The following is a 25232-nucleotide window of genomic DNA, read 5'->3' on the forward strand; positions in this document are numbered from 1 at the left end:
CCAAATCCCTTGCTTGATTCACTAATGTCTTACCTTCAAACCAATACAGGTCTGGAAACTCTGGAAGTTGTTGAAAGGATGGCGGGCATCACATTATACCTCGATTGGCATAGCGATGGAAAAAAGGGTGGCATCTTAAATGCCGCCCAACTTTCAACTTTCAACTTTCAACAGGATACGCTCTGTTATATAATACATTCAATTTAGTAAAATGGCTTAGTTGGAATAGTAATTATTCAAGTAAGAAGAAAAAAAGAGAATAGGATCATACCTTAATTACCTTTCCGTATATACCAAAATATGAAAGGCTATCAAAAACTAACCATCATTACTGCTATTTTGGGACTTATAATTCCATTTATAGGACTCTTTTTGTATTTTCTGATAAATAGCTTTATCGGTATACCAATACTGGCACTTTTTGTTGGTTGGGCATTACTAATTGCGATAGCTATAATAGCAATAAACATAGGTGCTATTGTTGCAGCCTTTAAGGTTAAAAATACCAAAATTGTTGGAGGCATTTTAATAGCCTGCGGTGTAATCCTTTTTGCGCTCATTCAATGGTTTGCAATACCAGCTCTGGTATTATTTGTAATAGCAGGAATAATGGCCTTTAGACAAAAAAACACACTCAGCAATCTTAAAAGTGACAATTTAAGTACGTAGGAAGATGTTTTATTATCCAATATTGTTGTTGTCACGATGAAATAAGATTCTTCCAGATTTATAACAACTTCAACATCATAATCCGCTATATCATCAGAACTATGTCATATTTTTGTTAGAACATCTTTTACATCACTATAGATAGTTAAACAAGTAACCATTTTGAAATTATTTATACTTTCCAATTCGATAAAAAAAGCATATTTTTTTTAGTCTTCACTCATTTCCTTCTCGGCATCTTCACATTCTGACATATTTCCGATACCTGATGACCCCTTCTTTTCACTGCAATTATTGATATTATAATAATGTACGCCGTTATCATCTACCAAGTATTTTCCTCTTTGCTGAGGATCAGATATGGTATTATTGTTAGGAACAAGATTGCTAACATTATTATTTTGAGTTTCATTAATTGTATCATTATTACTTTGTATCGCAAAGACAGTATCATTATTATTGTTACTACTACTAGATACTTGAGTTACAGTTGAACCCCCTGTTGGGATTATAATTGTAGTAGCTGGAGTATCATTAGAATCAGTTTCCGATGAATTTGAAAATGTTGAATTTTTTTCAGGGATAACAGGAGAAGCATGACTGTCTAAATCATTTAAAGATGCATTTATAATAAAAACAAGAGTTACAAAGCAGCAGCATAAGGTCACTATTAATTTCAAAGAAATGGATCCATTCATTGCTATATACCCTTCGTAAATACCTATTTAAAAGAATTTGTAAATCAAGTTATTGGCAGTTTCTCTTATTATCTTGCCGAATCGCATTATTCACATCTCCTACCTTTTGTATATCCGAAATTAATAAATTCTTTATTCTTTACCTCGTATCTAGGTCATGCTAATTTTTTTGCTCAATACTAAACAGGGAAGCGTAAGCATTGTTACAATGGATCCGCTAAGTATGCCGGCTACTCCCGCGATGAATGCAGAATCAAGTACTATTAGTAAAATCAACATGTTTTTTACCACAAATTGTATGACTGCTGGGTCCTGACCCTGATCGTTTGCTTTCTTTAAGGCCCTATTGAATAACAGATTAATCAAAAATAAATACAACAAGATAAAGAGTAAAAAATCCAGCTTATACGGGGTAAATATGATAGCGATCGAAACAGAGATTATCAATAAGATGAGATAAATAATTTTGATATTTTGAATATCTTGTTTGATTTTATTTTTTGAAAATTCCTGAGCTGTCTCGCTTTTACTAATAGACGTCAAAATAAATATGTGAAAATAAACAGTGGAAGCTACCACTACGAGCAACACCCAAGGATTATAATCCGAAGTTGGTGTCACTACCTGCTCGCCGCTAACTGCACTTGTGATCGGAATATCAAAAATAAAACTGGCTCCATAGATAACGTTTAATGCACGTATTGCAGCCATTAAATACGGTCTAAAATATCCATTCTTTATTTTATAGTTGTATGTAACAATCCCTGCAATCAATAACATCGAAATTCCAAGAGCCGTCGTATTGACAATTGATGCAAGCGCCAGTGCGACACTAAAGAGTAGAACAGTAATTTGAATTGCTTTTCCTTTTTTTATTCTTCCTGAAGGTAAAGGTCTATTTGGACGCTCGAGTCTGTCAACTTTTATATCAAATAAATCATTTAAAACAAGTCCACCAATATATAAAAAAACAGATGAAAAAATCAAGGTAACGAGATCAGAAACACTATAGCCTATGGATGGACCAAAGTAAATCGATACTGCCAAAAAACCTATGATAATGTCTGGAGGGACTGTAAAAATATTGGAAATCCTAAAGAGCTGAAAATATGGACTTTGAAACATCTTTATTCAATGATTATTAACAATATTTTAAATCTCTCATGAATTGGAAATCGAATTAAGAAAGTTCATAGATGCTGATGCGGCCCCGATTGGATTATTCTTGTACGGATAAAGTTCAACTGTGACATATCCATTGTAATTTATCTTCTCAATAGATTCGAAAACATTTTTAAAATCAATCGATCCTAGTCCAGGTATTAAATGGTAATGTTTCCTGTCTTTTATATCTGCCATGTGAAAATGTTCGATGTATTCTGCGAGCCTGCTAATCAAAGTACTAGGGTCTTCATTAACACAGTAAAAATGTCCAATATCAAAATTTAATTTCAAATAATCAGAATCAAAATCCTTCATAAAATCCAAAAATTCAACTGAAGTTTCAAGTAACAGTTCGGGTTCAGGCTCTACTAATATTTTTATTTTCTTTTTTTCTGCTTGAGGCAAAATCTCTCTTATTCCTGCTGCAAAAAGTTCCAAATACTTTTCTCTGTTGTTAGGGATATCAACGGGCCCGCCTGGTTCAATCGAGATATTTTTTGCACCAAGTTTTTCTGCGAGGTTAATGCAATCAATGGTATGTTTGATTCTTAGGTTTCTGTCTATTTTGCTATTTTCTATCCAAGAAGGATGATATGTATCCCCTAGGCCAAAAAGAGTAAAAGCATTTAGATTGGAAATTTGCATTTTATTGGAAATTAGAGATTTATTTAATTCATTTATTTTGGCTGCATCCATATTTGGGGGATATGCATGAGGCACATCACACATTATCTCGACTCCATCATAACCTATATTTGCTATTTCTTTGATTGATTGCGTTAAAGAATAGTTGGTAAAGGCGTTAGTGCTGAATGCAAATTTCATAAAAAAAATTATTTTTGTAGAGTTAAATAGTTATGTAGTAATTATGGTAGAGCTTCGTCTCTTCATATTTAGACCCATAAACACTCTCTTATCCAAAAAAAAGACTTGTAAGAGAAACATGAGTTGATCAAAAATTAAAGCAGAAAATATATCGAAATAAAATCATGATAGTTGAAATCATAATGAATATTTTTTGCAGTTTGTACATAGTTCTGCAATCCCTCAAAAGCAACTAAATGACCAGACATATTTCCGCTTCCCCCACCTGCAATGATATCTAGGATAAATAGTAGAAGTATAAATCCAGCTACGACAGAAGCAAGAATTATTATTTTATATTTCATAGATGCAAGTGTTACTTTACCTTTCTGAACTGGCGTGGAGGATGAGGATGATGCAGAAACTGGGGCATTACCAGTTCCGTTAATTGCAGGCGTAGATTCTTTTAATTCTTCTTGGAGAGCGCGCATTCTTTCTGCATGCTTTGATGTATTAAGGACCGGGACTTTTTTGACTATCGATCCATCATTTAATGACTTGTGGATCTCATAAAGTATTAGATTTTTACCCTCTTTTGACTTTTGATTAAATAATTCTAAGGCTTCTTCATAATTTGAAAGCTCTATTGTAGAAGTAGTTTTAAACTTTCCAACTATTTCTATTAAGAATTTTTTTGTTATCCGTGCATCATCTTTAGGGTCTAAATCAGATCCATCATTATCATTATCTTTGATCGAATCCATTTTTCAATTTCCTACCTTGTCCAATATAAAACTAAATATCTCTAGTATTTACACTCATTGGATTGAAAAAACTGATAAATATATTCTCATAACAAATGCAAAAGCAATGGATAGGATATATAGATGAAATGTTAATTAATGGTTTTAGGACTAAACAAAGGCTCGTATTAAAAAAGCTTGCCGAATGCAGTTGCAGATGCAAAATGCTATAGCTGTTAAAGATTTGAATGAATGAATAATTACTTAAAGAAAAGCGAATATTCTTTCTTAGCATAGGATTTGGAATTAAACACACAATTCTAAATTGTAAGATAAGTAACTACTTTCGATTTGCAGGAAGAAATTTTTCTTAAAAAGGTTAAAATTTAGAAAATAAAAAAAATCTATTTTAGTATAACATATTACATGATTGGAAGCTCTCGAGGGAGGTACCTCACCTTTTGCGGGTTAATTAATGCTTATATCTATAACTATTGTATATGATTGATATGGGGACAGCTGCTGAACCATCTAGTAATACATCTTCTGATAAGACATGCCACCTTTGCGGAATTACATTTGCCAATAACGATGAAAAAGAAGAACATATGAAGCTTGAGCATTCGGAACACAAACAACCTAGTGGAGTATCTTAAACTTCTTTTTTATATTTTGATTTTTCAAATGAATTTTGTGGATTAATTAATGCTTTATCAATCTAAAATTATCCAAATACAACATCAATAAACGAAGAGATTTTGTTCCTAAGAAGCTGATGAATTTAATCATTTAATGCTCTAGCTAATCATATGGAGTAATCTCCATTAGCAGTGATCTCCTTTTTCCTAACAAGAATGTAAGCCGTTTTATAGACAATCATATGACAACCCACATGAAAAAGTCTAGAGAGAAAATAAGTAATGATACAGAATGTAGAAAAGAAAAGTTATCAAAAGAAGAAATGACCAGAATGATGAGATAACGTTAAAATATTATTTAAAGCAGAAAACACGATCTCCAAACGGTTCGTAAAATATTATAGCATCTATACAAGGAGAGGAAAAATTCTAACAAGAACATTGCATGTTTTTTTCTCTGGCTATTTTTCCAATTTATTATCTTTTTCAAGCTATGCCTTAAAGTCAAGAGATCAAATATTGAATATCAAATATAATGCGATCATCATCACAAATGTCATAGATAAGCTAGAAGACCATATCAATAGAAAATTGTGGTTGAGGCAATTGCTTTTATGGATATATGCTATCTTAGAATTAATTATAGTAAGATTATTTCAGAATTGAATTAAACAATTCACTTATAGAATATTGAAGTTAACTTATCAATGAATAAAAAAATTTCCTTGTCAGTTTTGTCAATATTTATTGCTGCAGCCTTAATTGGTTCAGTAGTAACCTACGGAGATAACATGGCATATGCAGGCGGAAAAAATAAGAAATCAAATGAGTCAGTACAGCTTCTAGAACAATCTTCAGTTACAGGACAAGATTCAAGTTGTTTTTCCGAACTAGGTAAAACAATAGCTTCATGTAACAACTTAGCCTTTACAGCTAACTTAAACGACGGTAACAACGCTGCTGGTCAACAATAGATATCATTTATTTTAAAAATGGTATTGCCACTTTTTATTTTTTGTACGTCCTAGTATTCTAATAATCTAATAGTCTCTGTCTGTGTAAAATTCTAAAATTCAAATACTTTCGCTAGATTATATCTATATAGATAGAATCCGAGTCAAGTAGTTTACGATGTTTCTTTCACTTGAACTTATTTAACACAATCTCCATTCCTTTTATAAGAAAAGCTTGATAGGAAGAACTTTATAATATAACAAGGGCAAGACAGTTGTCTACTACAGTTAGGCATACGTTTTAACCAATGGCATTTATATCTTGATCATTACATTCATTCCTTTTATAAGTAAAGCATTTTCCAGAGAGCAATGCGGACCGAGTAGGATAGAACCAAGTGTTGTCAATTACTTTCAGTGTGAATAAGATGCTGCGAGTCAAAGCATATAGAGAATCAGTTACCATTCTTTGATACCTTGTATGACAAGGAGAAAAATCCAGCTAAATAGACAGGTCTCAGAAATCTCAGGCATCCTTTTCAAGGAAAAATATTATTTGGTATTTTAATCATGTCGAAAAGGTTGTACTTTTACTAAATGTGAAAAAGTAAATTATTTTTAATGCATATTTTATCTACCAGAGCCACCGTCTCCACCGTCTCCACCGTCTCCACCGTCTCCACCGTCTCCACCGTCTCCACCGTCTCCACCGTCTCCACCGTCTCCACCAGAGCCACCATTTGCATCCACACCACTGCCGACAGAACCTCCTTCTAAGGCTATTTTATTATCCTCATTATCACCTGTTATATTTTCAGCTTTTATCCAACACGTAGACTCGCTATCACCGCCATCACCGCCATCACCGCCATCACCGCCATCACCGCCAGCACGTCCTATTGCTTCCTCTCCAGGTTCACCTTCCTCTCCAAGTTGACCGGAGGTACCGTCAGTTGTACAATATATAACATAGCTATCCTTGGTAACTGCACTAGTGTTTTCGGCCAAGTCTACAGTGTCAGAACTATTTGCGGTAGAATAACTACTTTGATTACCGGAGATTACAAACAGAAACAAAATTGCAAGAAAATTACAGATTATCAATTTATTCATATTTAATTATTAATACACAATAGAATATTAATTTTATGAATACGAATATAGCTTAGTCAAATCCATTTTTGTTGCCTTAGAATAAAGACTAGTTCATCAGAAAAGAAGAACCACAAAGTTTTATCAATATCTTTTTAAAATAACTAGTAGTAGAAGTAATTTCTGTCTCCATCCAGCAAAAACATATGTCGATTATATAAAGCTACAATTGCAGTTCGCTACTTAGAGAATCGTGTAACTATAATCAAGCTGCAGGTGGATGCTGCTTGACTTTAAAGGCTTATTAACCAGGCTTTTGCCCCCATTGTGCTCAGCAAAATAAGTCACAATAATTCTATATTATTCAATAAAACAAAAAAGCGTAAAGAGAAATTAAAAAATTATAACAAAGTTATACAATACTAAAATTACATTAATCTATCAATATAGAGATAAGAATCTCGTTTCACAAATGTGAATCTATGAATTACTGTTATAGCTATTTTGCTAATCACAAATTATCTGACAACTTTTCGACCATCTATTTAATGTATGTTGTCTACAATAGATTCTATTGTATAGGATAAATCTAGTGTCTAATAATATACAAGCGAAGCGTTGCGAATTTGCATCTGCCTGTAAGTATTACCAAAAAGACAGTCATACCTGCAATAACTATGACGAGGCTAACGGTTATTGCGGTTTTAATCGTATATTTAGGTCCGAGCATCTGGTCTAGACTACCATAATCCTATCGTGGTTTTTTATAGAAATAATAATTGTTGCTTGTGATAAATTAGAATGAGAAAATAACTAGAACTAAAAACTTGTGTGCCACATCCTATTTAGAATTGAAGAATTTGTCCAATGAGGTCAATTTTAAAGAATTGATACCATAATTGGGGCCATCATAAACATAAACCTTGAATTAGGATGCTACATTATGAATAATTTATTGATATTTGTACTCAAGGCATTGCAACAATAGATACTTCCTATTGCTAGCGTGATAATCCAGTTGAAGTTTATCTTTTTTTTCATTTCTATGCATTTTTTCATAATTCTACCAAATGCATACAAATTCGATCCTGTAATTATCCTTCTTAAAACTTGTTGATAATGGACTTTAATCCTCGAAATGATTCAGAATTCTTTATCGCATCCTCAAGTTTCTGCAGCTCAAAAGTATCGGTAATCAAATCTTTGACGCTTATTTCTCCCGAGTCTACCAATTTCATTGCCTCCTTGAGATTCTCTGGAGTAGATGAAAAACTACCCATGACTGCAATTTGGTTATAGTGTATAAAATTCGCATCAATCGTGGGACTTTGAGCAAGATTGCGCGATTTAGATTTAGGATTTTTCAATCCTGAAAAAATCATTATCTTACCATTCTTATTGGCGAGCCTACATGCGGACGTTAGTGAAGTAGGATTATTATTTGAAATAAAAATAAGATTGGGAGATTGTCTACAATTAAGTTCCATAGAAAGCTTTGAGATGGGTTCGAAAGTGCTATCATTGTTGACGTCATAGACTCTATCTGCACCCATTTGTCGTGCCATCTCAAGTCGGTGATTTATTTTTCCAACTACTATTACTTGGGTGTTGGGAAATTTCCTTTTTAATAACATTAATTGCATTAATCCAATTGGTCCATCTCCGATAATAACTATAGAATCAAAGTCAGGTGATTTGATTTGATTTATACCGTTGATACAACATGCGAGTGGTTCAATTAGGGAAGCTTCTTCATTAGTTACATTATCCAAAACTGGGACAATACCTCCAATTTCAAATACCGTTCTTGGGATCAAGATGTATTCAGCAAAGCCGCCATTTACAGTAGATCCTAATTCCTTTAGATTAGAACAAAGATTATATTTTTTTTCCTTACAGTAATAACAATGAAGGCATGGTATTACAGGATAAATGGATACCCTTTCTTGATTCTTGACTTTGTAATTTTTTCCTCTGATCTCATCCGTGGTTTCAGCACATATTTCATGCCCAAGAACTATTGGTGGCTTGACTTTAAAACTTCCATTTCTATAGGTTCTTACATCATAGCTACAAACAGAACATGATAATACCTTGAGAATAAGATTATCATTTGAAGGGCTCTCCATATCTATATTTTCAATCTTAATTCTGTTTGGTCCATAAAAAAATGCCGCTTTCATTGCTTTGTAAATATTTTCTTTCTAACAAAGTTATAATTGTTATATATATATGGATTTGATACATTACGGTCAGTATGACACGATACTTTGATCCCCATATTCACATGTATTCTCGAACGACTGATGATTATGAGAAAATGTCTGTAGCAGGAATAGAAGTGATAGTTCAACCTTCATTTTGGTTGGGTTCACCAAGGACTAGCGTGGGGACATTCGTTGATTATTGGGAACATATGATTACTTTTGAATCAAAAAGAGCAAAAGAATTTGGGATTAATCATTATGTTTGCATCTCAGTAAATCCAAAAGAATCAGTAGAAAGGCCACTTGCATTAGACGCTTTGGATGTGATGATGGATAAGCAGTTTTTAAAACGCGAAGGGGTAGTCGCGCTGGGTGAAATTGGATTTAACTTAATTAACGATTTGGAAGAAGAGTTATTTGTAAAGCAATTAGATATTTGTAAAAAGGAAAATCTTTTAGCTATGATACACTTGCCTCATAATAACAAGCTTGAAGGAATGAGGAGGATGCAAAAAATCTTTGAAACTGGTAAATATGATTTTAACAAGATTCTAATAGATCATAATACCGAGGAAACCATCAAAATGACATTAGATCTTGGTGCATGGGCAGGACTGTCTGTTTACCCAATTACTAAATTATCTCCCGACCGCGTGATCAAAATTGTCAATAAATATGGAAGCCATAAAATTATGGTAAATAGTGCCGCAGACTGGGGGATCTCCGATCCCTTAAGTGTACCGTTAACTGCAAGGGAAATGAGAAAAAATTCATGTAAGGGTTCAGATATTGAAAGAGTTACCTTTCTTAATGCTTTCGAATTCTATCGGCAGTCAGATAACTTTACGTGGCAGCCATAATCCTATTCATAATTTCTATATTAATTTAAATATACATTTCATTAGGTGGTAGAAAACCTATTAAACTAAAAACAAATCTATTAGTGTGTGATTTGCTGATCATTTTTTTTAAACAATTGCTGTGTAATATTCACTCTTAAAGCGTAGTTCATACTGGTTATGTCCTATAGTATTGTGCTAATACTGAGGAATTATTATTAACCCTTCTTTGGTTAAGGTTTTATCAACTATTAATTTCTACGTCTTTCTACTTTTTGGAGCTTTCTTGGGTTATCTACTTTAAAATCCTTTCAGTTTCACATAATTAGAAACATTAAGTGGTTTGACAAAAAAATATGTTTCTTTAAATCTGAATAAAAAGCAATTATGAAAACTATGCAACGCATGGTGAAGACGTGGTGAAGATGCTCTTGTATTATTATGAATAAGAAATGATAGAGGATTTCAAGATATAAGATTTCATTATGAGAACAGAATCCTTTAGTGTAAAGAAATTCATAAATATATAATTTAAAACAAAAAATTTGTAGATTGTATGAAATCTACTTTGTGTGGGTATGATTGCTTGTTTTGTAGTGTTTTTACTTATTGATGTCTGTTATATGCAGCCTAATGTGTTGCATATTGCAATTGCACTGCCGCCGTCGCCACCGCTACCTGCGTCGCCACCATCAGCATCACCAGTCTCTATTTCTGCTTCACCGCCGTCTCCGCCGTTTCCACCATCGCCACCATCAGCATCTCCGCCGTCAGCTGATAACTCACCTGATAAACTAATTCCTGTAGTTTCTGCCAATAGTGCATCGAATGGTTCAACAAATTCAAAGCCCGTATTGTTGCTTCCACCATCGCCACCAGTACCACCGTTACCACCAGTACCACCAGTACCACCGTTTCCACCATCAGCGTCATTTAGTCCTGTGAGTCCGCCATCCCCACCGTCTCCACCGTTACCACCACTGCCTGCATTTTGTTCGAATGCGTTTGCAATAGTGTAAGAAGGAATCATAGTTGCCAAGAGAGCAAATGCTAATGCCCCAAATATGGCAAAGCTCTTTACAGATATTTTTTTGTCTTTGTTAATGTTTTTTTCACTGATTAATTGATTCATATCGTAAGGTTTAGTGTATTATTATTATATTACAATTTGGAGTGTTATTTTCATTATAATTTTCTAGTATTATATTTGATAGAAGTTATTAACGCTCGATACTCTTTAATACTAAGAGAAAGACTATTTTTCTAAAAAATTTTACTATAAATTTTATTGTATTTAACTAATATTAGAAATTCCAAGTAACCGAATTTAATGTGGGTACTCAGATCATGTATTTTTTATCTCTTGGTTTGTCCAATATCAACTTAAGAATTAAATCTTTTAATATCAATTCGTTTGAAATATTATTCTAATATATGTATATATAGACAGCATAGTGTGTTATTTCCATAACTATCTTCTTTGCATATTACAGAAAAGGTTCAAACAGGTTTTTATAGGTACACAATGAGTTTATATCCTTTTGTTGTTACTTTCATCGAGCGTTTTTGTTATAGAATATTTTTCAACAAGAAAAATGACCTAGTGGTCAATGATAGAAGAGTTCTTTCTAACGTTTATTATAATGTTCATGCAGAATTATATTCAATCGACCAACTCAATCAAAAAATTGTCTTGAGAATTATCAACGCCTCTGGATGCCTAAAAGTTTTAGATTCTTTGATCATAAGTAACAGCGCTAATGAATTCCTTTTTCCATTTCTATGATTATCATTTTCTTTAGATAAATTGCAAGAGACTACTCTCTATGTTATTATGTCTACTCTTACATATATCTACATTAATAGTATTTTTTCTCAATGTCCTTATTTTCTAACAGTCGTATATCATCCATCCCTTGATCTTTCCTATATTGACTTCATGCCAGAATAAGTGTAATTCGACAGCTATGACGCGCTGGAGGTGCTTTGTTTCTTTTACTCCCAAATACAGAGATGAAATACAAGTAAGCTAAAAAATTTTTTGACTGAATAGAGAATTAACTTGTACCGAGAAAACTGCCGTCCTTGATTGTTTGTACGCTTTGGTTATTTACTTTTTGTATCTGCTTTGTCTTACGACTATTACTATAGTCCTCTCGAGTAAAGATGGAAGCAAGTACGCCATTACATATTTATTTTAATATAATAATGTGGCAGAGTTTTGATATGGACCGCTGAAATATTATGTATGTTATTTCTTTCTTGATAATCATGAATATTAGTAGCAAACTGGTGATAACGGCATTACTGAGTTTTTCCTTAATGGTGGGACTATTTTCTTCACAGGGTTACCAAAGCTTATCTGCTCAACCAACAGACCTGTATCTGGACTTTCCTGAGCTCTTAGATAGCAACCAAACTGCAGTCGCTGATCCTAATGTTTCCAACCTAGACGGTCAAGACGGTCAAGACGGTCAAGACGGTCAAGACGGTCAAGACGGTCAAGACGGTCAGACTTTGATATCACCCTAAGAAAAAATCAATAAATGATTAGATCAATAAAAAATCTTTTTTTTATTGTGATTACTTTATATACATAACAAATTAACTTTTCACAAGTACTTTTCCCTTATCCTTATCTTTTTAATTAGTTAGATACTTGAAACATACTTTATGAAGGCCTAAACGAGCAAATGATGTAGTAGCTAATTAAATTAGCATAAGAAATTGTTATTAATCACTTGTATATTCTCTCTGGAAAGTAGGATATCTATAGATTATGTATTTTTGATGAAAAACGATATCATAAGAAAAGATACTATAAAAATTTCAAATTAGTTGAAATACCTTAACAGAAAGAAATCTATTTGAATATAATACATATTTTAAAAACTATTTAAAAATAAAAAAAAATCTTAAAGTCAATAACCAAACGGTTATTGACTTTTTATTTCATTTGACTTTGTTGTCTTATGGTTATGGAGCTACTATGCTGTAGTCGTCAAAGTCGATACCAGTGTTACCGGATCCACCAGCACCACCTGTACCACCATTGCCGCCTGCGCCACCGGCTGCACCGTCGCCACCAAAGGCAAAGTTGAATCCACTATTGCCGCCGTCGCCACCGTTGCCACCATTGCCGCCTGTAGTGTCGTCATTATCTTCACTACTTCCAAAGAAGTCAAAGATACTGCCGAAGCCACCTTCATAGCTTTCTGCGTCTCCGCCGTCTCCGCCGTTGCCGCCGTCTGCACTACCAGTCTCTATTTCTGCTTCTCCGCCGTCTCCGCCAGAGCCGCCATCGCCGCCATCAGCATCGCCACCGTCAGCATCAACACTACCCTCTACTTCAGCATCTTCGCCAAGGGATGCAATTTCGTCTGCACCTAAGCCAGAAATGCCTGTATTGTCATTGCCACCGTCTCCGCCTGTGCCGCCGTCTCCGCCGTCTCCGCCTTCGCCGCCGTCGCCACCTACTGCTAGGTTAACGCCAGTGTTGCCGCCGTCTCCGCCGTCTCCGCCGTCGCCGCCTTCAGTGTCATCATTATCTTCGTCATTGCTAAAGAATGAAAATGCACTACCATCACTGTCTTTACTTTCTGCGTCTCCGCCGTCTCCGCCGTTGCCGCCATCAGCATCACCAGTCTCTATTTCTGCGTCTCCGCCGTCTCCGCCTGAGCCGCCATCGCCGCCATCAGCATCGCCACCGTCAGCATCGACACTACCTTCGATTGAAACGGTTGCAGCTGTGGATTGGAACCCAATGCTGGCTAGTGAGCCAGTGATTGTCAGCATTAAAACACTGAACAATGTTGCAAATGTTATTTGATTTTTGTATTTGTTAAAGTTTATCATTGTGGGTATTTCACCAACTATTAGATTGTTAACAATATATAAAAAGTTATCTGAAATTGAACTATTGCTTTTATATAGTAGAAGAACACTTGTGGTTGTTCTGTAACAATATTAGCCTTTTTGGATACTATCACCATTTTTCTGATGCTTTTTCCAATTTCCACTATCGGTAGAAAACTAATTCTATAATAATTCTACGAAATAGACTCTATTATTTGTAGTCATTTAGCTATATGATGTTTTCAGATTTAATCGAGTAAAAGATCAAAAGTTAGAGAACTAATAACATAAAATTAGGTAGAATTCTAATGATGGCCCACTGATTATTCCATCCTAAGGCAATTCAGAGGCCAATACGTAATACGTAAAATTCTTGGAATAAATCTTACTACAAATATGTATCAAAAATTCGGATAACCCAGAAATCCATATCCAAACTAGCTTCTTGGGGTCACACATTACAAGGAATCTCAAAAGTCAAAATCCATCAGCACCAAGACAAATAAAGCTATATGATTTTAGAGAAAGATCTATAAAGTAAGCCGGACAGGTCTAACTCAAAAATCTATCAGGCACTACAAGTACAAAATTTTCCGCCATATATAACGACATGACAGTTAACCAGAGACAAATAGCAAAGGTTAGGTAACTACCTGCTCTTTGTTTCAGAACTGTTAAAGCGATGGCAGCTGGAATCTGAAACGGTATCTCATAAAAAAATCGTGCTTGGATTGTTGCATCAGCAAATAATAAAGGAAGTGTAAATAATGAAAAGAAAATAATTAGAAAAATGGCATAATTTACCTTTATTTTGGTGGTATACAGCCAATAGATAACAAGCAGTAGAATTATAGGATTCGCAATCTGACCAGCCAAATAAAGGTGAGCTGTATCAATTAGGTTATTCCAAATTACATATACCCCATGTATCCCAACCTCTCTTTCCAATGCGAAACTAAGTTCTTGCTTTACACCTGAAGAATTTAAGAACAACATTCTTGCTAGGTCAATCAGTAAAGATGGTAAAATAGAAAACACTGTCGATAGAACTATTTTTTTATTTTCTCTCTTATTTTTAAAAATGAGTATAGCAATAAATAATCCAATTGTATACATGAAAATAGTCCAGGTCTGAGCATGAGAAAATAACAATATTATTAGCAAAATAGAAAAAATAAGTAAGTTGATTTTTCTTGGTTCATCCAGTAATTTAAATAAAAAGAGAATTGCCATGTACCCCCAAATAAGTGCAAACCAATTGGCATAGAGTCCAGCATATATGCCAATTAATATATGAGATGGAATGGTAATTAGAGAAGCAAAAAGTGAGGTAAAATGATTTCTAGTTATACTTAACGTAAGAAAGTAAATGCTCATTACGAGTAACGGGCCTAATAGAATTGGTAGGTCTTCTAACAAAAAATAAAAGTTGCCTTGATAAAATATATTAGACAACCAATAGAAAAAGAGTAAAGAAAGGGGCCTATCTCCAGTTACAACAATGACAAAAGCTTTGTAGAGTACCTCGCCATATCCAGATGAGTCTGCCATAGTTTCCAGGAATCTAATGTAATACTTTGTATCACTACCGATTACTATATTGTCCTCATTAACTGTACTTAAATGAGGTATCATAGATACAGCAATAGACAGAAATATTATTACTAATAAATGGAAAATTCTAGTCCTTCGTTTCACGTATTTTTCCTTGCTAGTAACATTTTCCTTTCTTTTGGTAGAGCTTTTCTTCCATTTTTTTTTTAATATTCGAAAAGTTAGAACAAGTGGATAATTAAATGAGATAAGGACAAGGTATAGCGGAGAAAAAATGGAAAGTATTATAAAAAAATAATACAGATAATTCAATGAGGGCAATGGCAATTCAGGGAATAATATATGACTTATTATTACAAATGCACTAACAATAGCAATTGAGATGCCAAAAACAGAAATGTAGTTTACACTAAGCGTCAAATTAAAGGAGATGGCCTGTTTGTTTAAAATTTTATTCATAATGATGAATAGCAAAACGGTAGGAAAAGAGATTGATGCAAGTATTTTTGTTGCAAACTCTGTGTTAAAATAAAGAGACAGCAAAAAAGAGATGCCAAATGCTGCCATTATAAAATACTTTTTGTTATTCGCAATACTAAATTGAAACCATAGGATGGTGCATAAAATTATGATTAAAGAATCAAAAAGACCGTTTATAAAATATTTATCTACAAAATTGGTAGGATAAGTAATGCGATCTATAAATAGATATACAGTTGGTTGAAATAAGGAAACTAAACTTAATAAATAAAAGAATAAGTTAATGGACAATAAAGCCGAACTTGCAATTAGCTTGCGCGATTCACCCATTCCCAAATCCTTTTGAATCGAGTATAACCTTTTTGGCATTCTTAAATCCTAATTAGTTGCTTATTCATATATATTCTCATATGAACCCTGCTACATAAGCTGACTGTTCTCTTTCTATATTACGATGATTCTAAAATAGGACTGGCGATCTCCATCAAAAAATCATTGGTAATTTATTAGACGAATGCATGTCGCTTTTACCCTGAAGTACTGGGTATCTTGGATTCCTATTTGTTCGTTTGCAGTAAAATATACAGAAAATATCATATTGAGATAAATCTATATGAAAATCTTTTGATATCATAGATCAACATATCCTATTTCTTACTACCTCTGGAATATCTATCGATCGTCAGTCTTATTCCCTCATAAATGTCAATAGTGGGTTTCCACTTGAATTGTTTCATTACTTTATCTATGTTTGATACCATCTCTACTATATCGTTTGGCCTGAGAGAATAATCGTATTCTACGGCGATCTTCTTATTAAGAATACATTCTATGACTGTCAAAACCTCCTCTAAACTATAGCTTTTCCCATAGCCTACATTATACACATTATAGCCTCCTGGAAAATTGGGTAAAATCTTTTGAATAAGATCAACAAAATCATCCACAAAAAGAAAATCTCTATACGTATTTTTTTTGCTTAGTATTACCTTTTCATTGTTCATAACTTTTCTGATGGCAGTCGAAATAAAAGAAGAATTATGAGAAGGACCATAAATAAGAAAGGGTCTTAATGTTACTATATTTAGTTTATAATCTTCAGAGTAATACTCACTTAATTTTTCTGAAATTAATTTACTTTTATTATAAGGCGAATGTGGACTAAGCGGGTGGTTTTCATCGATAGGCAAGTATTTAGGGTTACCATAAAGATAGGTGCTGATATAAATAATATTTTTGATTTGTCTATTTACAGCATAATCTAAAATATTGAGAGTACCGACCATATTCGTATAATAAGTGTCATAAGGATTTGAAATGGAGTCTACGATAGAAGTCTTAGACGCTAAGTGAATCACTACGTCTACGTCGTTAATATCTAAGAGTTGATTTTTTTCTAGAATATTAATTCGCTGTCCACTATTTTTGTTAGTTGGAAGGACTGTATAATTACCTTGTAATTTTTTAACTAAGTTAGTCCCTATAAACCCTTTATGACCAGTTACTAATATGTTCAATCTGTTCTCAATCTATCCTCTCTTATTCGTATCCTTAATATAGCCATAACTCAGATTTGAAATTCCTATACCAATCCATCAGTAACGATATACCTTCCTCAAACTCAATACTAGGAGCAAAATCCAATGATTTCCTAGCTTTGGTTATATCAGCAAATAATCTTTGAACTTCAGTAGGACGAGCGTCGACATGAATAGTACTTAGATTTTTTTCATTGCCAGAATATTTCAATATCAATTTTGCAATATCGTTAACGGATTTTTCAGTTCCGGTGCCAAAGTTAATTCCATATTTACCTGGATTATTGTTTGATTTCAATATTTTATCATAGGCATTAACCGCATCGTCAACATACATATAATCTCTTGTTTGATTACCATCACCGTAAATGATAGGTGGTTTATTCTGTAACACTCTGTTTATAAAAATGGCAATAACCCCTCCATACCCTGAATCCTTTTGTCGTGGCCCAAAGAAATTAAAACATCTAATTATATCGATTCCTAAATCATAAGTTTCATTATATGTGTAACATAATCTGTCCGCTGCGATCTTACTGACCCCATAAGGATGTTGAGCGGCTAATGGATGGTCCTCATTCATAGGAACGTACTTTGCTGATCCGTAAACCTCGCTTGTAGAAGCAAAAAGGATTTTACTAATATCATTCATGCGCGCGAATTCTAAAATTTTCATTGTCCCAGATACGTTTATATCAAAGGTTTCTTCAGGATTTACAATTGATCGATCAACATGAATTTGAGCAGCCAAATGAATTACTGCATCTAGATCAGTAGGAATTTTACCGTATAGTTCTTTGTTTCGAATATCGTCGTGAATAAACTTAAAGTTTTTTCTATGTAATAAGGTTCTAACATTGTTGAGGTTCCCATTTAATAGATTGTCTATTCCGTAAACAATGTGACCTTCATTTACATATTTTTCGGATAGATGGCTACCTAAAAATCCGGCAGCTCCGGTTATCAAAATCTTCATAATCCATGTTACCAAGAGGTGCTCTATGAAGGTTTTTATTTCAAGGATAAATAATTCAATCTTTATTGGTAAAATTAAAAAGTCCTAAAAGACAATTATTCATTTCGATATATAAAAATAATAAAGATATAAAAATAAAAGATTGAGATTTTTTTACGACAAAACTTAATTTAAAAAATTTCATTCAAATTTTTATGTTGGTCTATTAATATCAAATATGTATTGTTAATTAGATGTATGTTTTAACCAATAAACATGTTTCAAATATTTGACATTGTATCTGTAATTTGAAAGCTTAATTAGGCTATACGAGAATTACGTGAATCTTAAAAAGTGGTCGGCTATTAAAAAAATTTTCCGATGTACAAATCCTTATTAATCTTTTGACAGATTACAGATCTCTAATTTTACCTTTAAAGAGGGCTATTATAGTGTAAACGATCGCCGAAGTAGCTAATAAGATGATTCCCAATAATGCAAAACCTATCGAAATAATTATCATATTTGTAGATACGTATCTAGTTGATGAAAACAAATCCAAAGCATTATACATAAAAAAGGATGAAAACACAAGAAGTATTACGCCCGGGAGCCCATAAAATAATAAAGGATGTTTAAAAGATAAAAACTGAATTATATGACTTATAACACTCCATCCGAGTCTGAGTGGATTATGTGCGGATTCATCCTTTATATCGTATCTTTTTGTAGTTATTGGAACTTCTACTATTCTTAAATTACAATCATCCGCTTTAAGCAATATTTCCGTAGATATGGCCATTCCATCTTCTACCAAACGCAGTCGGGTTAATGCATTTATAGAATAAGCTCTAAAGCCACTAGTTGCATCAGTAATCCGGTCAAAACAACCAACTTGAGCGAATCTTGTTATGGTCTTAATACCAATGCTTCTGTATTTAGGGACATTCACTTTGTCCTCCTTTGTGAGAAATCGAGAACCTATTACGATATCTGCTTTGCCTTCCAGTATCGGTTGCAAAAGCTGAGGAATATAACTAGGATCATGTTGTCCATCTGAATCTATGGTTATTACGATATCAGCTTTCATTGTAATTGCATATTGAAATAGAGTATTTAATGCTCTACCGTATCCCTTATTTCGGACATTCCTTATAACGGCTGCACCATTTTTTTCAGCAATCTCGGCAGTTTTATCTCGTGAACCGTCATCATAAACAATCACTTCAGAGGAAAATGCTTTTGACTTTATAATAACTTCTGCAATGCTTTCTTCCTCATTATATGCGGGAATACAAATTAAAATCCGTTTAGATTCATTAATTTCAAAATAGTTGTTAATGGTCATATTATTCATCTCTCTAAATAATAATGTAGGTTTACTAATAGATAAATTGCTAGATATTTCACATAATTATAAATACCGTCTAAATATAAAAAGATATCTGTTCAAGTATCATACTGGAAAATTAAATTAAACTTTATGATCAAATTAATATCAATCCCGGTACTAGGATTGAACAATGGGCAATTTGATCAAAATAATATAAAATTTAACAATATGACTGCAAAAACATATTTAGTGCAATTCAAATCCTTATTAATAAGTATACTCTTTGTCGTCTAACTCAATCGATTTAGCGGGAATTAGATCATTTATTATTCTTGATTGATTGGACTTCCTATAATCGAAAGCTTGTAAAACACGTTTAAAGGAATATAGAATATCAAGCATGGATTTGATCAATGATTAAGAGATTAGGATACAAAGCAATAACAATATATTTTAATAAACGAACCAAAATCAACTAATGATGACGAGTCAACCTCATATTTGTATTATTACTTCAAGTGATATATCCAAAAGTGGAATTGGTGGAGATGGAAGGTATTCTATTTTATTATATAGTTGGTTAAAGAGCAGAAATATTAATAGTACTTTATTAGGTAGCTATTCGATTAAGATAAAAAATTTTTCTCCTTTCAACAATAAAAAATCAATTTCAAAAAAAAATATATCAAGAAGAAAAACATCTTTTGCGCCATATCCCCTTTTTATGGCTAAGAGATTACTTATTTCAGTCATTTTATCTGTAAAAATTTTGCAGGTACACTTTTCTTTACCTATTTCACTTATTCATGCACAGGATACTGGGTATACAGGATTAGCAGCAATAATAGTCGGAAGAATCCTAAAGGTCCCTGTTATAGTCTCTTCACATGGTATAAGGCATAAAACTATACATCACGGATTAAAAAGTAAAATAAAGGGAATTATTTACAAAATCGAACGAAATTTAGATTTATTTACAATAAAGAGTGCGGATGAGGTGATTGTAGACAATGATGCTATAAAAAATTATTTTGAGCAGATTGTTAAAAAAAGGATCAAAACCATTCCGATACCTATCCAGCTAGACAAATTTGAATATTCTTTATCAGATAGGATAGCAATAAGAACCGAGCTAGGATTTGATAAAAGTACAAGTGTTATTGGATTCATAGGAAGGCTTGCCCCTGAAAAGAATCTCATTAATTTACTAACGGCATTTTCAAATGTATTACATAGTTCTTATCAAGCAAAGTTAGTACTCGTAGGTACCGGTCCCCTGGAATCTAAGATGAAAAATCTCGTGAGTAAGATGAATATGAAAGATAATGTTATCTTTTGTGGTGTTAGAGTTGATATCAACAAGATCCTTTCAAGCCTTGATATATTCATCCTGCCTTCATTTGTAGAAGGTACGTCTGTAGCATTATTAGAAGCTATGGCAACGGGGACTCCAATAATATGTAGTAAAATCCCTACAAATGCAGAAATCATTTCTGACCGGAAAGAAGGCATTTTAATTGATCCTCATAATCCACGTGAAATTGAAAAAGTAATTATTGAATTGCTTGAGAATTCTATGTTAAGGTCAGAATTGAGCTATAATGCAAAAAAGAAAGTACTTAAATTTGATGTCAACATAGTATTCCCTAAACTCATTCAATCTTATGATAATCAAATAGGAGGAACTTTATTTTGAAATAAATTAGTTCGGTTATTTTGAACTTTATTGACAAATGGTTTGTTATGGGTAAAAATACCATATAAATATCAAGAGGATTTCAACCATATAATCATACATACTATTTGCATAAATATTGCTTTTCTGCACTTTTACATTGGATGAATTGTTAAACCTGTACTTCCCCGCACGATCCATTACTCATTCACACTTTTGGATAGAATTAACTACGTATTATTTGAAACTGCAGTAGAGATTACTTGACATATGTCAATTTACTAAGCTCTGGTAAATATTAAAGATACTGGGAAATATGTATTTCCAATCTAAACTTTCAGCATATTTACTTGACTCAATATTGCTTGCAGTGTAAGTTGAGTTTGTAATTATAGAGTTTAATCCATTATAAATATGGTCTACGCTTGATTCATCTATCTGTGTCTTATTAGAATATGGATCTAAAATTTCAACAACACCTCCTACAGGCGTATAGACTATATGAAGACCTGCATTCATGGCCTCTACTATTGTTATTGGTAATGCCTCAAATTTAGAGGGAATAACAAAAATATCTGACAATATATACAATTCATGTACTAAACTCCTAGGTTGCCAGCCAAGGACATGGATCGATGATTTACCCTTGACGATAGAATTTACTTCATTCTTTAATTTTCCATCTCCCACGATGATTATTTCAATGTTTTCAGAAAAACGATCCAATAGTTTAATGACGGCTTTACAAAATTCTATTATTCCTTTTACCTCTTCAAATCTCCCTCTAAATAATATTACAACCGAGCTTTCTTTGATCCCATAATTCTTTCGATAGATTTGTCTTTTGGCTTGATTTACTATATATGGTAATGTTTCGATTCCATTCGGAACTGTATAATACGATGTTTTATTATTTTTGCCATATCTCTGAGCATAATTAGTAATCCTCTTGGTCAATCCTATTACCGCGGAGGTATGACTTAGTAGAACTTTAAATACAGTATTATTGAAAAGTTCTTCAAATTTCGTTTGTCCCTCTACTTTTGCAGGATTCAATGCATACATTCCATGTAAAGTTAATACATTAGGAATTCCTTGTCTATTGGAGATAATTAAACCAGCCCAACTTATTGGATAATGATGCCCATGAACGTGAACTAGGTCGGGTTTAATTTTCTTCATATACTTATGTATCGAATAACCAAAGTCCATTGGAATACTAACGCTTTGTAAGGTGGGGTAAGGCCAAGGTGGCAAATAAATGGAAGGTATTCTGTGAATTGGTTCTAATTTTTCATTTTTATTCCTCAACCGATCTGTTGGACAGATAACATTAAAATCATTCCCTGAACGAACGGTCAATTCGGTTAAATTCCTTACATGAGTAGAAATTCCTCCGAAATGTGGTGGATAAAATGGGGTAATATGTAAAATCCTCATATCTCTAAGTCACCTATATAATTTGTTACTAAAGTATGTCTTAATTTTGAACTACTTTATCAAGATTGTCTCGCTTTGAATGGTTTCTTTAACCGCCATTTTTACCGCATCTTTGCTATCCAACATTGGTTTCCACCCTAAGGAAAGTAGTTTAGAAATGTCCAATTGCATTTGTCTAACGTCCCCTTTCCATCCCCTGCCATTTTCAGTATTATTTATGGCAAATTGCACCTCTTTTAGAGATAACATTTCGCAAATGATCTTAGCTATTGACAGCGAGTTGATAGTATCTGTGTTACCAAGATTAAATATCTCTATTCCCTTGGAGGAAACTGTCCCTTTAATTATTCCATTGATGCAGTCATCAATGTGCAAATATGATTTTGATTGGTAACCATCGCCTAAAATTTCCAAAAGAGATGAATTGTTTTTTAATTTGTTTAAGAAATCAAAGATTATTCCTCTTCTACTTCTCCTCCCAACGATATTAGCTAATCTAAAAATTTTAGCTTCCAATCCGTACATATGACAATATGCTGATATCAAGGATTCGCAGGCGAGTTTTGATCCACCGTAACTTGATATAGGTAATAGAGGACCATAGCTTTCTTTTGTGGGTATCTCTTTGGGTTCACCATAAACTGTAGAAGAGGATGTAAATATTATTCTTTGTACATTTTTAGATTTTCTTATAGACTCTAACAATTTAATAGTTGTCACGATGTTCTCATTTATAGAAAGTAATGGATCATCGAATCCTGTTCTTACATCAGGATAGGCTGCAAGATGAAATATGGTATTTATCTCCTTGTGAATATCCAGTAAACTATTAATTCCATCAATATCCGAAGATTTGAATATAATTTTATGATTAGAATCCCAACTATTGATATTGGTCATGCTTCCTGTTTTGAGATTATCAATAACATGAATTGTGTTTGCAAAAGTCGATAATCTTTGTGCTAAATTACTGCCTATAAACCCCGCTCCGCCTGTTATCAAAATGTCGTCTAGATTCACTGAAGATGATGATGAAAGCGCTGATATTTTTACCTTGCGAGAAATTAATAGTCAGGATGGTATGAAAATATCGTAGTCAGATACGTACCCGTACCAGCTAGACAGTTTTAGGCAATTTTAAAAGATACCATGGAGGGTATATTACATGATTAGTAGAAAATGGACTAGTGAGAAGAAGGCTATCATATGCTCTTTAGCGCAAGAAGGATATCACCAAAGGAGATGGTATTAGGAAACAAAGCATTATCATTTAAAATTATAAACTTTCTGTATCAAAATTCTTGTCAAAATTTAGTTGAAGTTATCATTATAATAATTTTGACATTTCGGTAACGCTTACGATAACAGAACTTGTCGTTGGAAATTCAATCTCTTCTGTTGAATTGTTTTGTATAGCTATATCGGTAATTGAGCTTTCATTAGTAGATTTAATATCTGCGTGGTATTGGCATAAATTGCCAGGATCTGAAAGTTCGTCAATAGATTCTAGAGTAACTGTTTGAAGTTGGTTAATTTGGCCCATGGTGACTAGTATGTCTGTATTATTGTCTTCATCGCAAGGAAGTTTTGCAGAAATATGCCCTTCCATAATTTTGTATGGTGAAGAATCGTAGATATGAATATAGTTATTGGATGGTATACTCATGTCTCCGAGCGTTATAGACTCAGTATCACTAGTGATAAATGATTCTCTATTGTTTAATTCTAAGTTTGGTTTGGTGATTTGATTAGGCCCGGTAGTTGATTGTTGTGTTTCGATATTTTGATTAAATGTATTCTCTATTTGAGTCGAGAAATCATAGAAATTAATATCATGAATCCTTCCATAATATAACCCTGTGATGCCATCGATATTCGTATCATTATTTCCAGCAAATTGAGTACCATTCAATCTTAGTCCTTGGAAACCATCTTCAGAAGTAAGCGCAAGGTTAAACGTACTGTTAGGTTGCCAATTTAGTCCAGTATAAATATAGTTTGGTTCAGTCGTAAGACAACCATTGGCAATTTCTACAAATCTGACGAAAATATCATCGATAAATTCGTGAACACCGGCCATTTTAAAGTTATCAGGATCGATGTATGAGTAAATAATATATACATAATTTGAAGCATTCGGATGGATCTCATTTATCTTAAAAGTGGTTGTGATTTGGGATAAATTTTCTAACGGAGAAGGGTTAATTATAATATTTTCTACTGGGCTGGCGGTACTGTTTCCTGTCCCACCTTCTAATAATGAGGAAGAATCGTTCCATATCCCGGAGATAACCTGCCAACTGTTAAAATCACCTTGCATGTTAGAATTACCAAGAGAAATTAAGGATGATTCACCTTCTTCAATCATTGTTGAATTATTTGTACCCATGTTACCATTAATACAAGTTAAGCTACTTTGGGCAAATGTTTCAGACAAAAGATAGGAAGCCGAGTATGATAAAACTGCAGTAAATAAAAATAAAACCAAAATATTTCGATATATCATTGTACAAGATTATGAACTAACGAATAAAAAGATATCGATAACCAATTAGATGTTCTTTGAAAAAAATAAGTAGTATGTCATAAATACCA

Annotated in this window: 23 protein-coding genes; 8 read left to right on the top strand and 15 right to left on the bottom strand. The window is 33.2% G+C overall.

The annotated features are described in order from the left end of the window. The first annotated feature begins 24 nt into the window (after nucleotides 1–24). Nucleotides 25–207: a hypothetical protein gene (locus AB0A59_RS07775; protein ID WP_458747502.1), complete on the top strand. Its 183-nt coding sequence runs from the start codon at nucleotides 25–27 to the stop codon at nucleotides 205–207. A 93-nt stretch (nucleotides 208–300) separates the two neighbouring features. Next, nucleotides 301–669 (top strand): hypothetical protein, encoded by a 369-nt coding sequence (locus AB0A59_RS07780; protein ID WP_458747503.1) that lies wholly within the window; start codon nucleotides 301–303, stop codon nucleotides 667–669. 209 nt (nucleotides 670–878) lie between these two features. Here AB0A59_RS07780 and AB0A59_RS07785 read toward each other — a convergent pair whose 3' ends face one another. The 4 genes from AB0A59_RS07785 to AB0A59_RS07800 all read right to left on the bottom strand — a co-directional run bounded on the left by AB0A59_RS07785 (nucleotide 879) and on the right by AB0A59_RS07800 (nucleotide 4099). Next, a complete protein-coding gene (locus tag AB0A59_RS07785; protein WP_458747504.1) occupies nucleotides 879–1367 on the bottom strand; it encodes a hypothetical protein in 489 nt (162 codons plus the stop codon). 150 nt (nucleotides 1368–1517) lie between these two features. Next, nucleotides 1518–2492: a UbiA family prenyltransferase gene (locus AB0A59_RS07790; protein WP_458747505.1), complete on the bottom strand. Its 975-nt coding sequence runs from the start codon at nucleotides 2490–2492 to the stop codon at nucleotides 1518–1520. Nucleotides 2493–2528: 36 nt separating this feature from the next. Further along, the gene (locus AB0A59_RS07795) at nucleotides 2529–3356 is read right to left on the bottom strand and encodes a sugar phosphate isomerase/epimerase family protein (RefSeq protein WP_458747506.1); all 828 of its coding nucleotides are present in this window, start codon (nucleotides 3354–3356) and stop codon (nucleotides 2529–2531) included. 134 nt (nucleotides 3357–3490) lie between these two features. Next, nucleotides 3491–4099, bottom strand: a complete 609-nt coding sequence (locus AB0A59_RS07800) for a hypothetical protein (RefSeq protein ID WP_458747507.1) — start codon at nucleotides 4097–4099, stop codon at nucleotides 3491–3493. 488 nt (nucleotides 4100–4587) lie between these two features. Here AB0A59_RS07800 and AB0A59_RS07805 point away from each other — a divergent pair, with 488 nt between their 5' ends. After that, nucleotides 4588–4734 (top strand): hypothetical protein, encoded by a 147-nt coding sequence (locus AB0A59_RS07805; RefSeq protein WP_458747508.1) that lies wholly within the window; start codon nucleotides 4588–4590, stop codon nucleotides 4732–4734. A 689-nt stretch (nucleotides 4735–5423) separates the two neighbouring features. Next, on the top strand, nucleotides 5424–5690 hold the full coding sequence (locus tag AB0A59_RS07810) for a hypothetical protein (protein WP_458747509.1): 267 nt from the start codon (nucleotides 5424–5426) through the stop codon (nucleotides 5688–5690). 609 nt (nucleotides 5691–6299) lie between these two features. Here the strand turns inward: AB0A59_RS07810 and AB0A59_RS07815 are convergent. Then, nucleotides 6300–6782 (bottom strand): hypothetical protein, encoded by a 483-nt coding sequence (locus tag AB0A59_RS07815; RefSeq protein WP_458747510.1) that lies wholly within the window; start codon nucleotides 6780–6782, stop codon nucleotides 6300–6302. A gap of 1082 nt (nucleotides 6783–7864) precedes the next feature. After that, on the bottom strand, nucleotides 7865–8944 hold the full coding sequence (locus AB0A59_RS07820; RefSeq protein WP_458747511.1) for an alcohol dehydrogenase catalytic domain-containing protein: 1080 nt from the start codon (nucleotides 8942–8944) through the stop codon (nucleotides 7865–7867). Between the two features lie 74 nt (nucleotides 8945–9018). Between AB0A59_RS07820 and AB0A59_RS07825 the strand changes: the two genes are divergently transcribed. Next, nucleotides 9019–9828, top strand: coding sequence for a TatD family hydrolase (locus AB0A59_RS07825; RefSeq protein WP_458747512.1), 810 nt, complete (start codon nucleotides 9019–9021; stop codon nucleotides 9826–9828). Nucleotides 9829–10426: 598 nt separating this feature from the next. Here the strand turns inward: AB0A59_RS07825 and AB0A59_RS07830 are convergent. Beyond that, nucleotides 10427–10939, bottom strand: coding sequence for a hypothetical protein (locus tag AB0A59_RS07830; RefSeq protein WP_458747513.1), 513 nt, complete (start codon nucleotides 10937–10939; stop codon nucleotides 10427–10429). A 393-nt stretch (nucleotides 10940–11332) separates the two neighbouring features. On the opposite strand from AB0A59_RS07830, the gene AB0A59_RS07835 reads away from it, so the two are divergent. Together AB0A59_RS07835 and AB0A59_RS07840 are read left to right on the top strand one after the other, a co-directional pair. Beyond that, nucleotides 11333–11593: a hypothetical protein gene (locus tag AB0A59_RS07835; protein WP_458747514.1), complete on the top strand. Its 261-nt coding sequence runs from the start codon at nucleotides 11333–11335 to the stop codon at nucleotides 11591–11593. A 485-nt stretch (nucleotides 11594–12078) separates the two neighbouring features. Beyond that, complete coding sequence (locus AB0A59_RS07840; RefSeq protein ID WP_458747515.1) at nucleotides 12079–12339, top strand: hypothetical protein; 261 nt, start codon at nucleotides 12079–12081, stop codon at nucleotides 12337–12339. A gap of 444 nt (nucleotides 12340–12783) precedes the next feature. On the opposite strand, the gene AB0A59_RS07845 is transcribed toward AB0A59_RS07840, so the two are convergent. The 5 genes from AB0A59_RS07845 to AB0A59_RS07865 form a co-directional block, all read right to left on the bottom strand. Further along, a complete protein-coding gene (locus AB0A59_RS07845; RefSeq protein ID WP_458747516.1) occupies nucleotides 12784–13662 on the bottom strand; it encodes a hypothetical protein in 879 nt (292 codons plus the stop codon). Between the two features lie 552 nt (nucleotides 13663–14214). Then, nucleotides 14215–16065 (bottom strand): hypothetical protein, encoded by a 1851-nt coding sequence (locus AB0A59_RS07850; protein ID WP_458747517.1) that lies wholly within the window; start codon nucleotides 16063–16065, stop codon nucleotides 14215–14217. 278 nt (nucleotides 16066–16343) lie between these two features. Beyond that, the gene (locus AB0A59_RS07855) at nucleotides 16344–17213 is read right to left on the bottom strand and encodes an NAD-dependent epimerase/dehydratase family protein (protein ID WP_458747518.1); all 870 of its coding nucleotides are present in this window, start codon (nucleotides 17211–17213) and stop codon (nucleotides 16344–16346) included. A 34-nt stretch (nucleotides 17214–17247) separates the two neighbouring features. After that, nucleotides 17248–18210, bottom strand: coding sequence for a GDP-mannose 4,6-dehydratase (locus tag AB0A59_RS07860; RefSeq protein WP_458747583.1), 963 nt, complete (start codon nucleotides 18208–18210; stop codon nucleotides 17248–17250). Between the two features lie 391 nt (nucleotides 18211–18601). Continuing rightward, the gene (locus AB0A59_RS07865) at nucleotides 18602–19537 is read right to left on the bottom strand and encodes a glycosyltransferase (protein WP_458747519.1); all 936 of its coding nucleotides are present in this window, start codon (nucleotides 19535–19537) and stop codon (nucleotides 18602–18604) included. Nucleotides 19538–20000: 463 nt separating this feature from the next. Here AB0A59_RS07865 and AB0A59_RS07870 point away from each other — a divergent pair, with 463 nt between their 5' ends. Further along, nucleotides 20001–21218: a glycosyltransferase family 4 protein gene (locus tag AB0A59_RS07870; RefSeq protein WP_458747520.1), complete on the top strand. Its 1218-nt coding sequence runs from the start codon at nucleotides 20001–20003 to the stop codon at nucleotides 21216–21218. 252 nt (nucleotides 21219–21470) lie between these two features. Here AB0A59_RS07870 and AB0A59_RS07875 read toward each other — a convergent pair whose 3' ends face one another. The 3 genes from AB0A59_RS07875 to AB0A59_RS07885 all read right to left on the bottom strand — a co-directional run bounded on the left by AB0A59_RS07875 (nucleotide 21471) and on the right by AB0A59_RS07885 (nucleotide 25143). Then, on the bottom strand, nucleotides 21471–22637 hold the full coding sequence (locus AB0A59_RS07875) for a glycosyltransferase family 4 protein (protein ID WP_458747521.1): 1167 nt from the start codon (nucleotides 22635–22637) through the stop codon (nucleotides 21471–21473). Between the two features lie 51 nt (nucleotides 22638–22688). Beyond that, complete coding sequence (locus tag AB0A59_RS07880; protein WP_458747522.1) at nucleotides 22689–23657, bottom strand: NAD-dependent epimerase/dehydratase family protein; 969 nt, start codon at nucleotides 23655–23657, stop codon at nucleotides 22689–22691. Between the two features lie 307 nt (nucleotides 23658–23964). After that, nucleotides 23965–25143: a hypothetical protein gene (locus AB0A59_RS07885; protein ID WP_458747523.1), complete on the bottom strand. Its 1179-nt coding sequence runs from the start codon at nucleotides 25141–25143 to the stop codon at nucleotides 23965–23967. Nucleotides 25144–25232: the final 89 nt, after the last annotated feature.

Source organism: Candidatus Nitrosocosmicus sp. T (assembly GCF_054408485.1).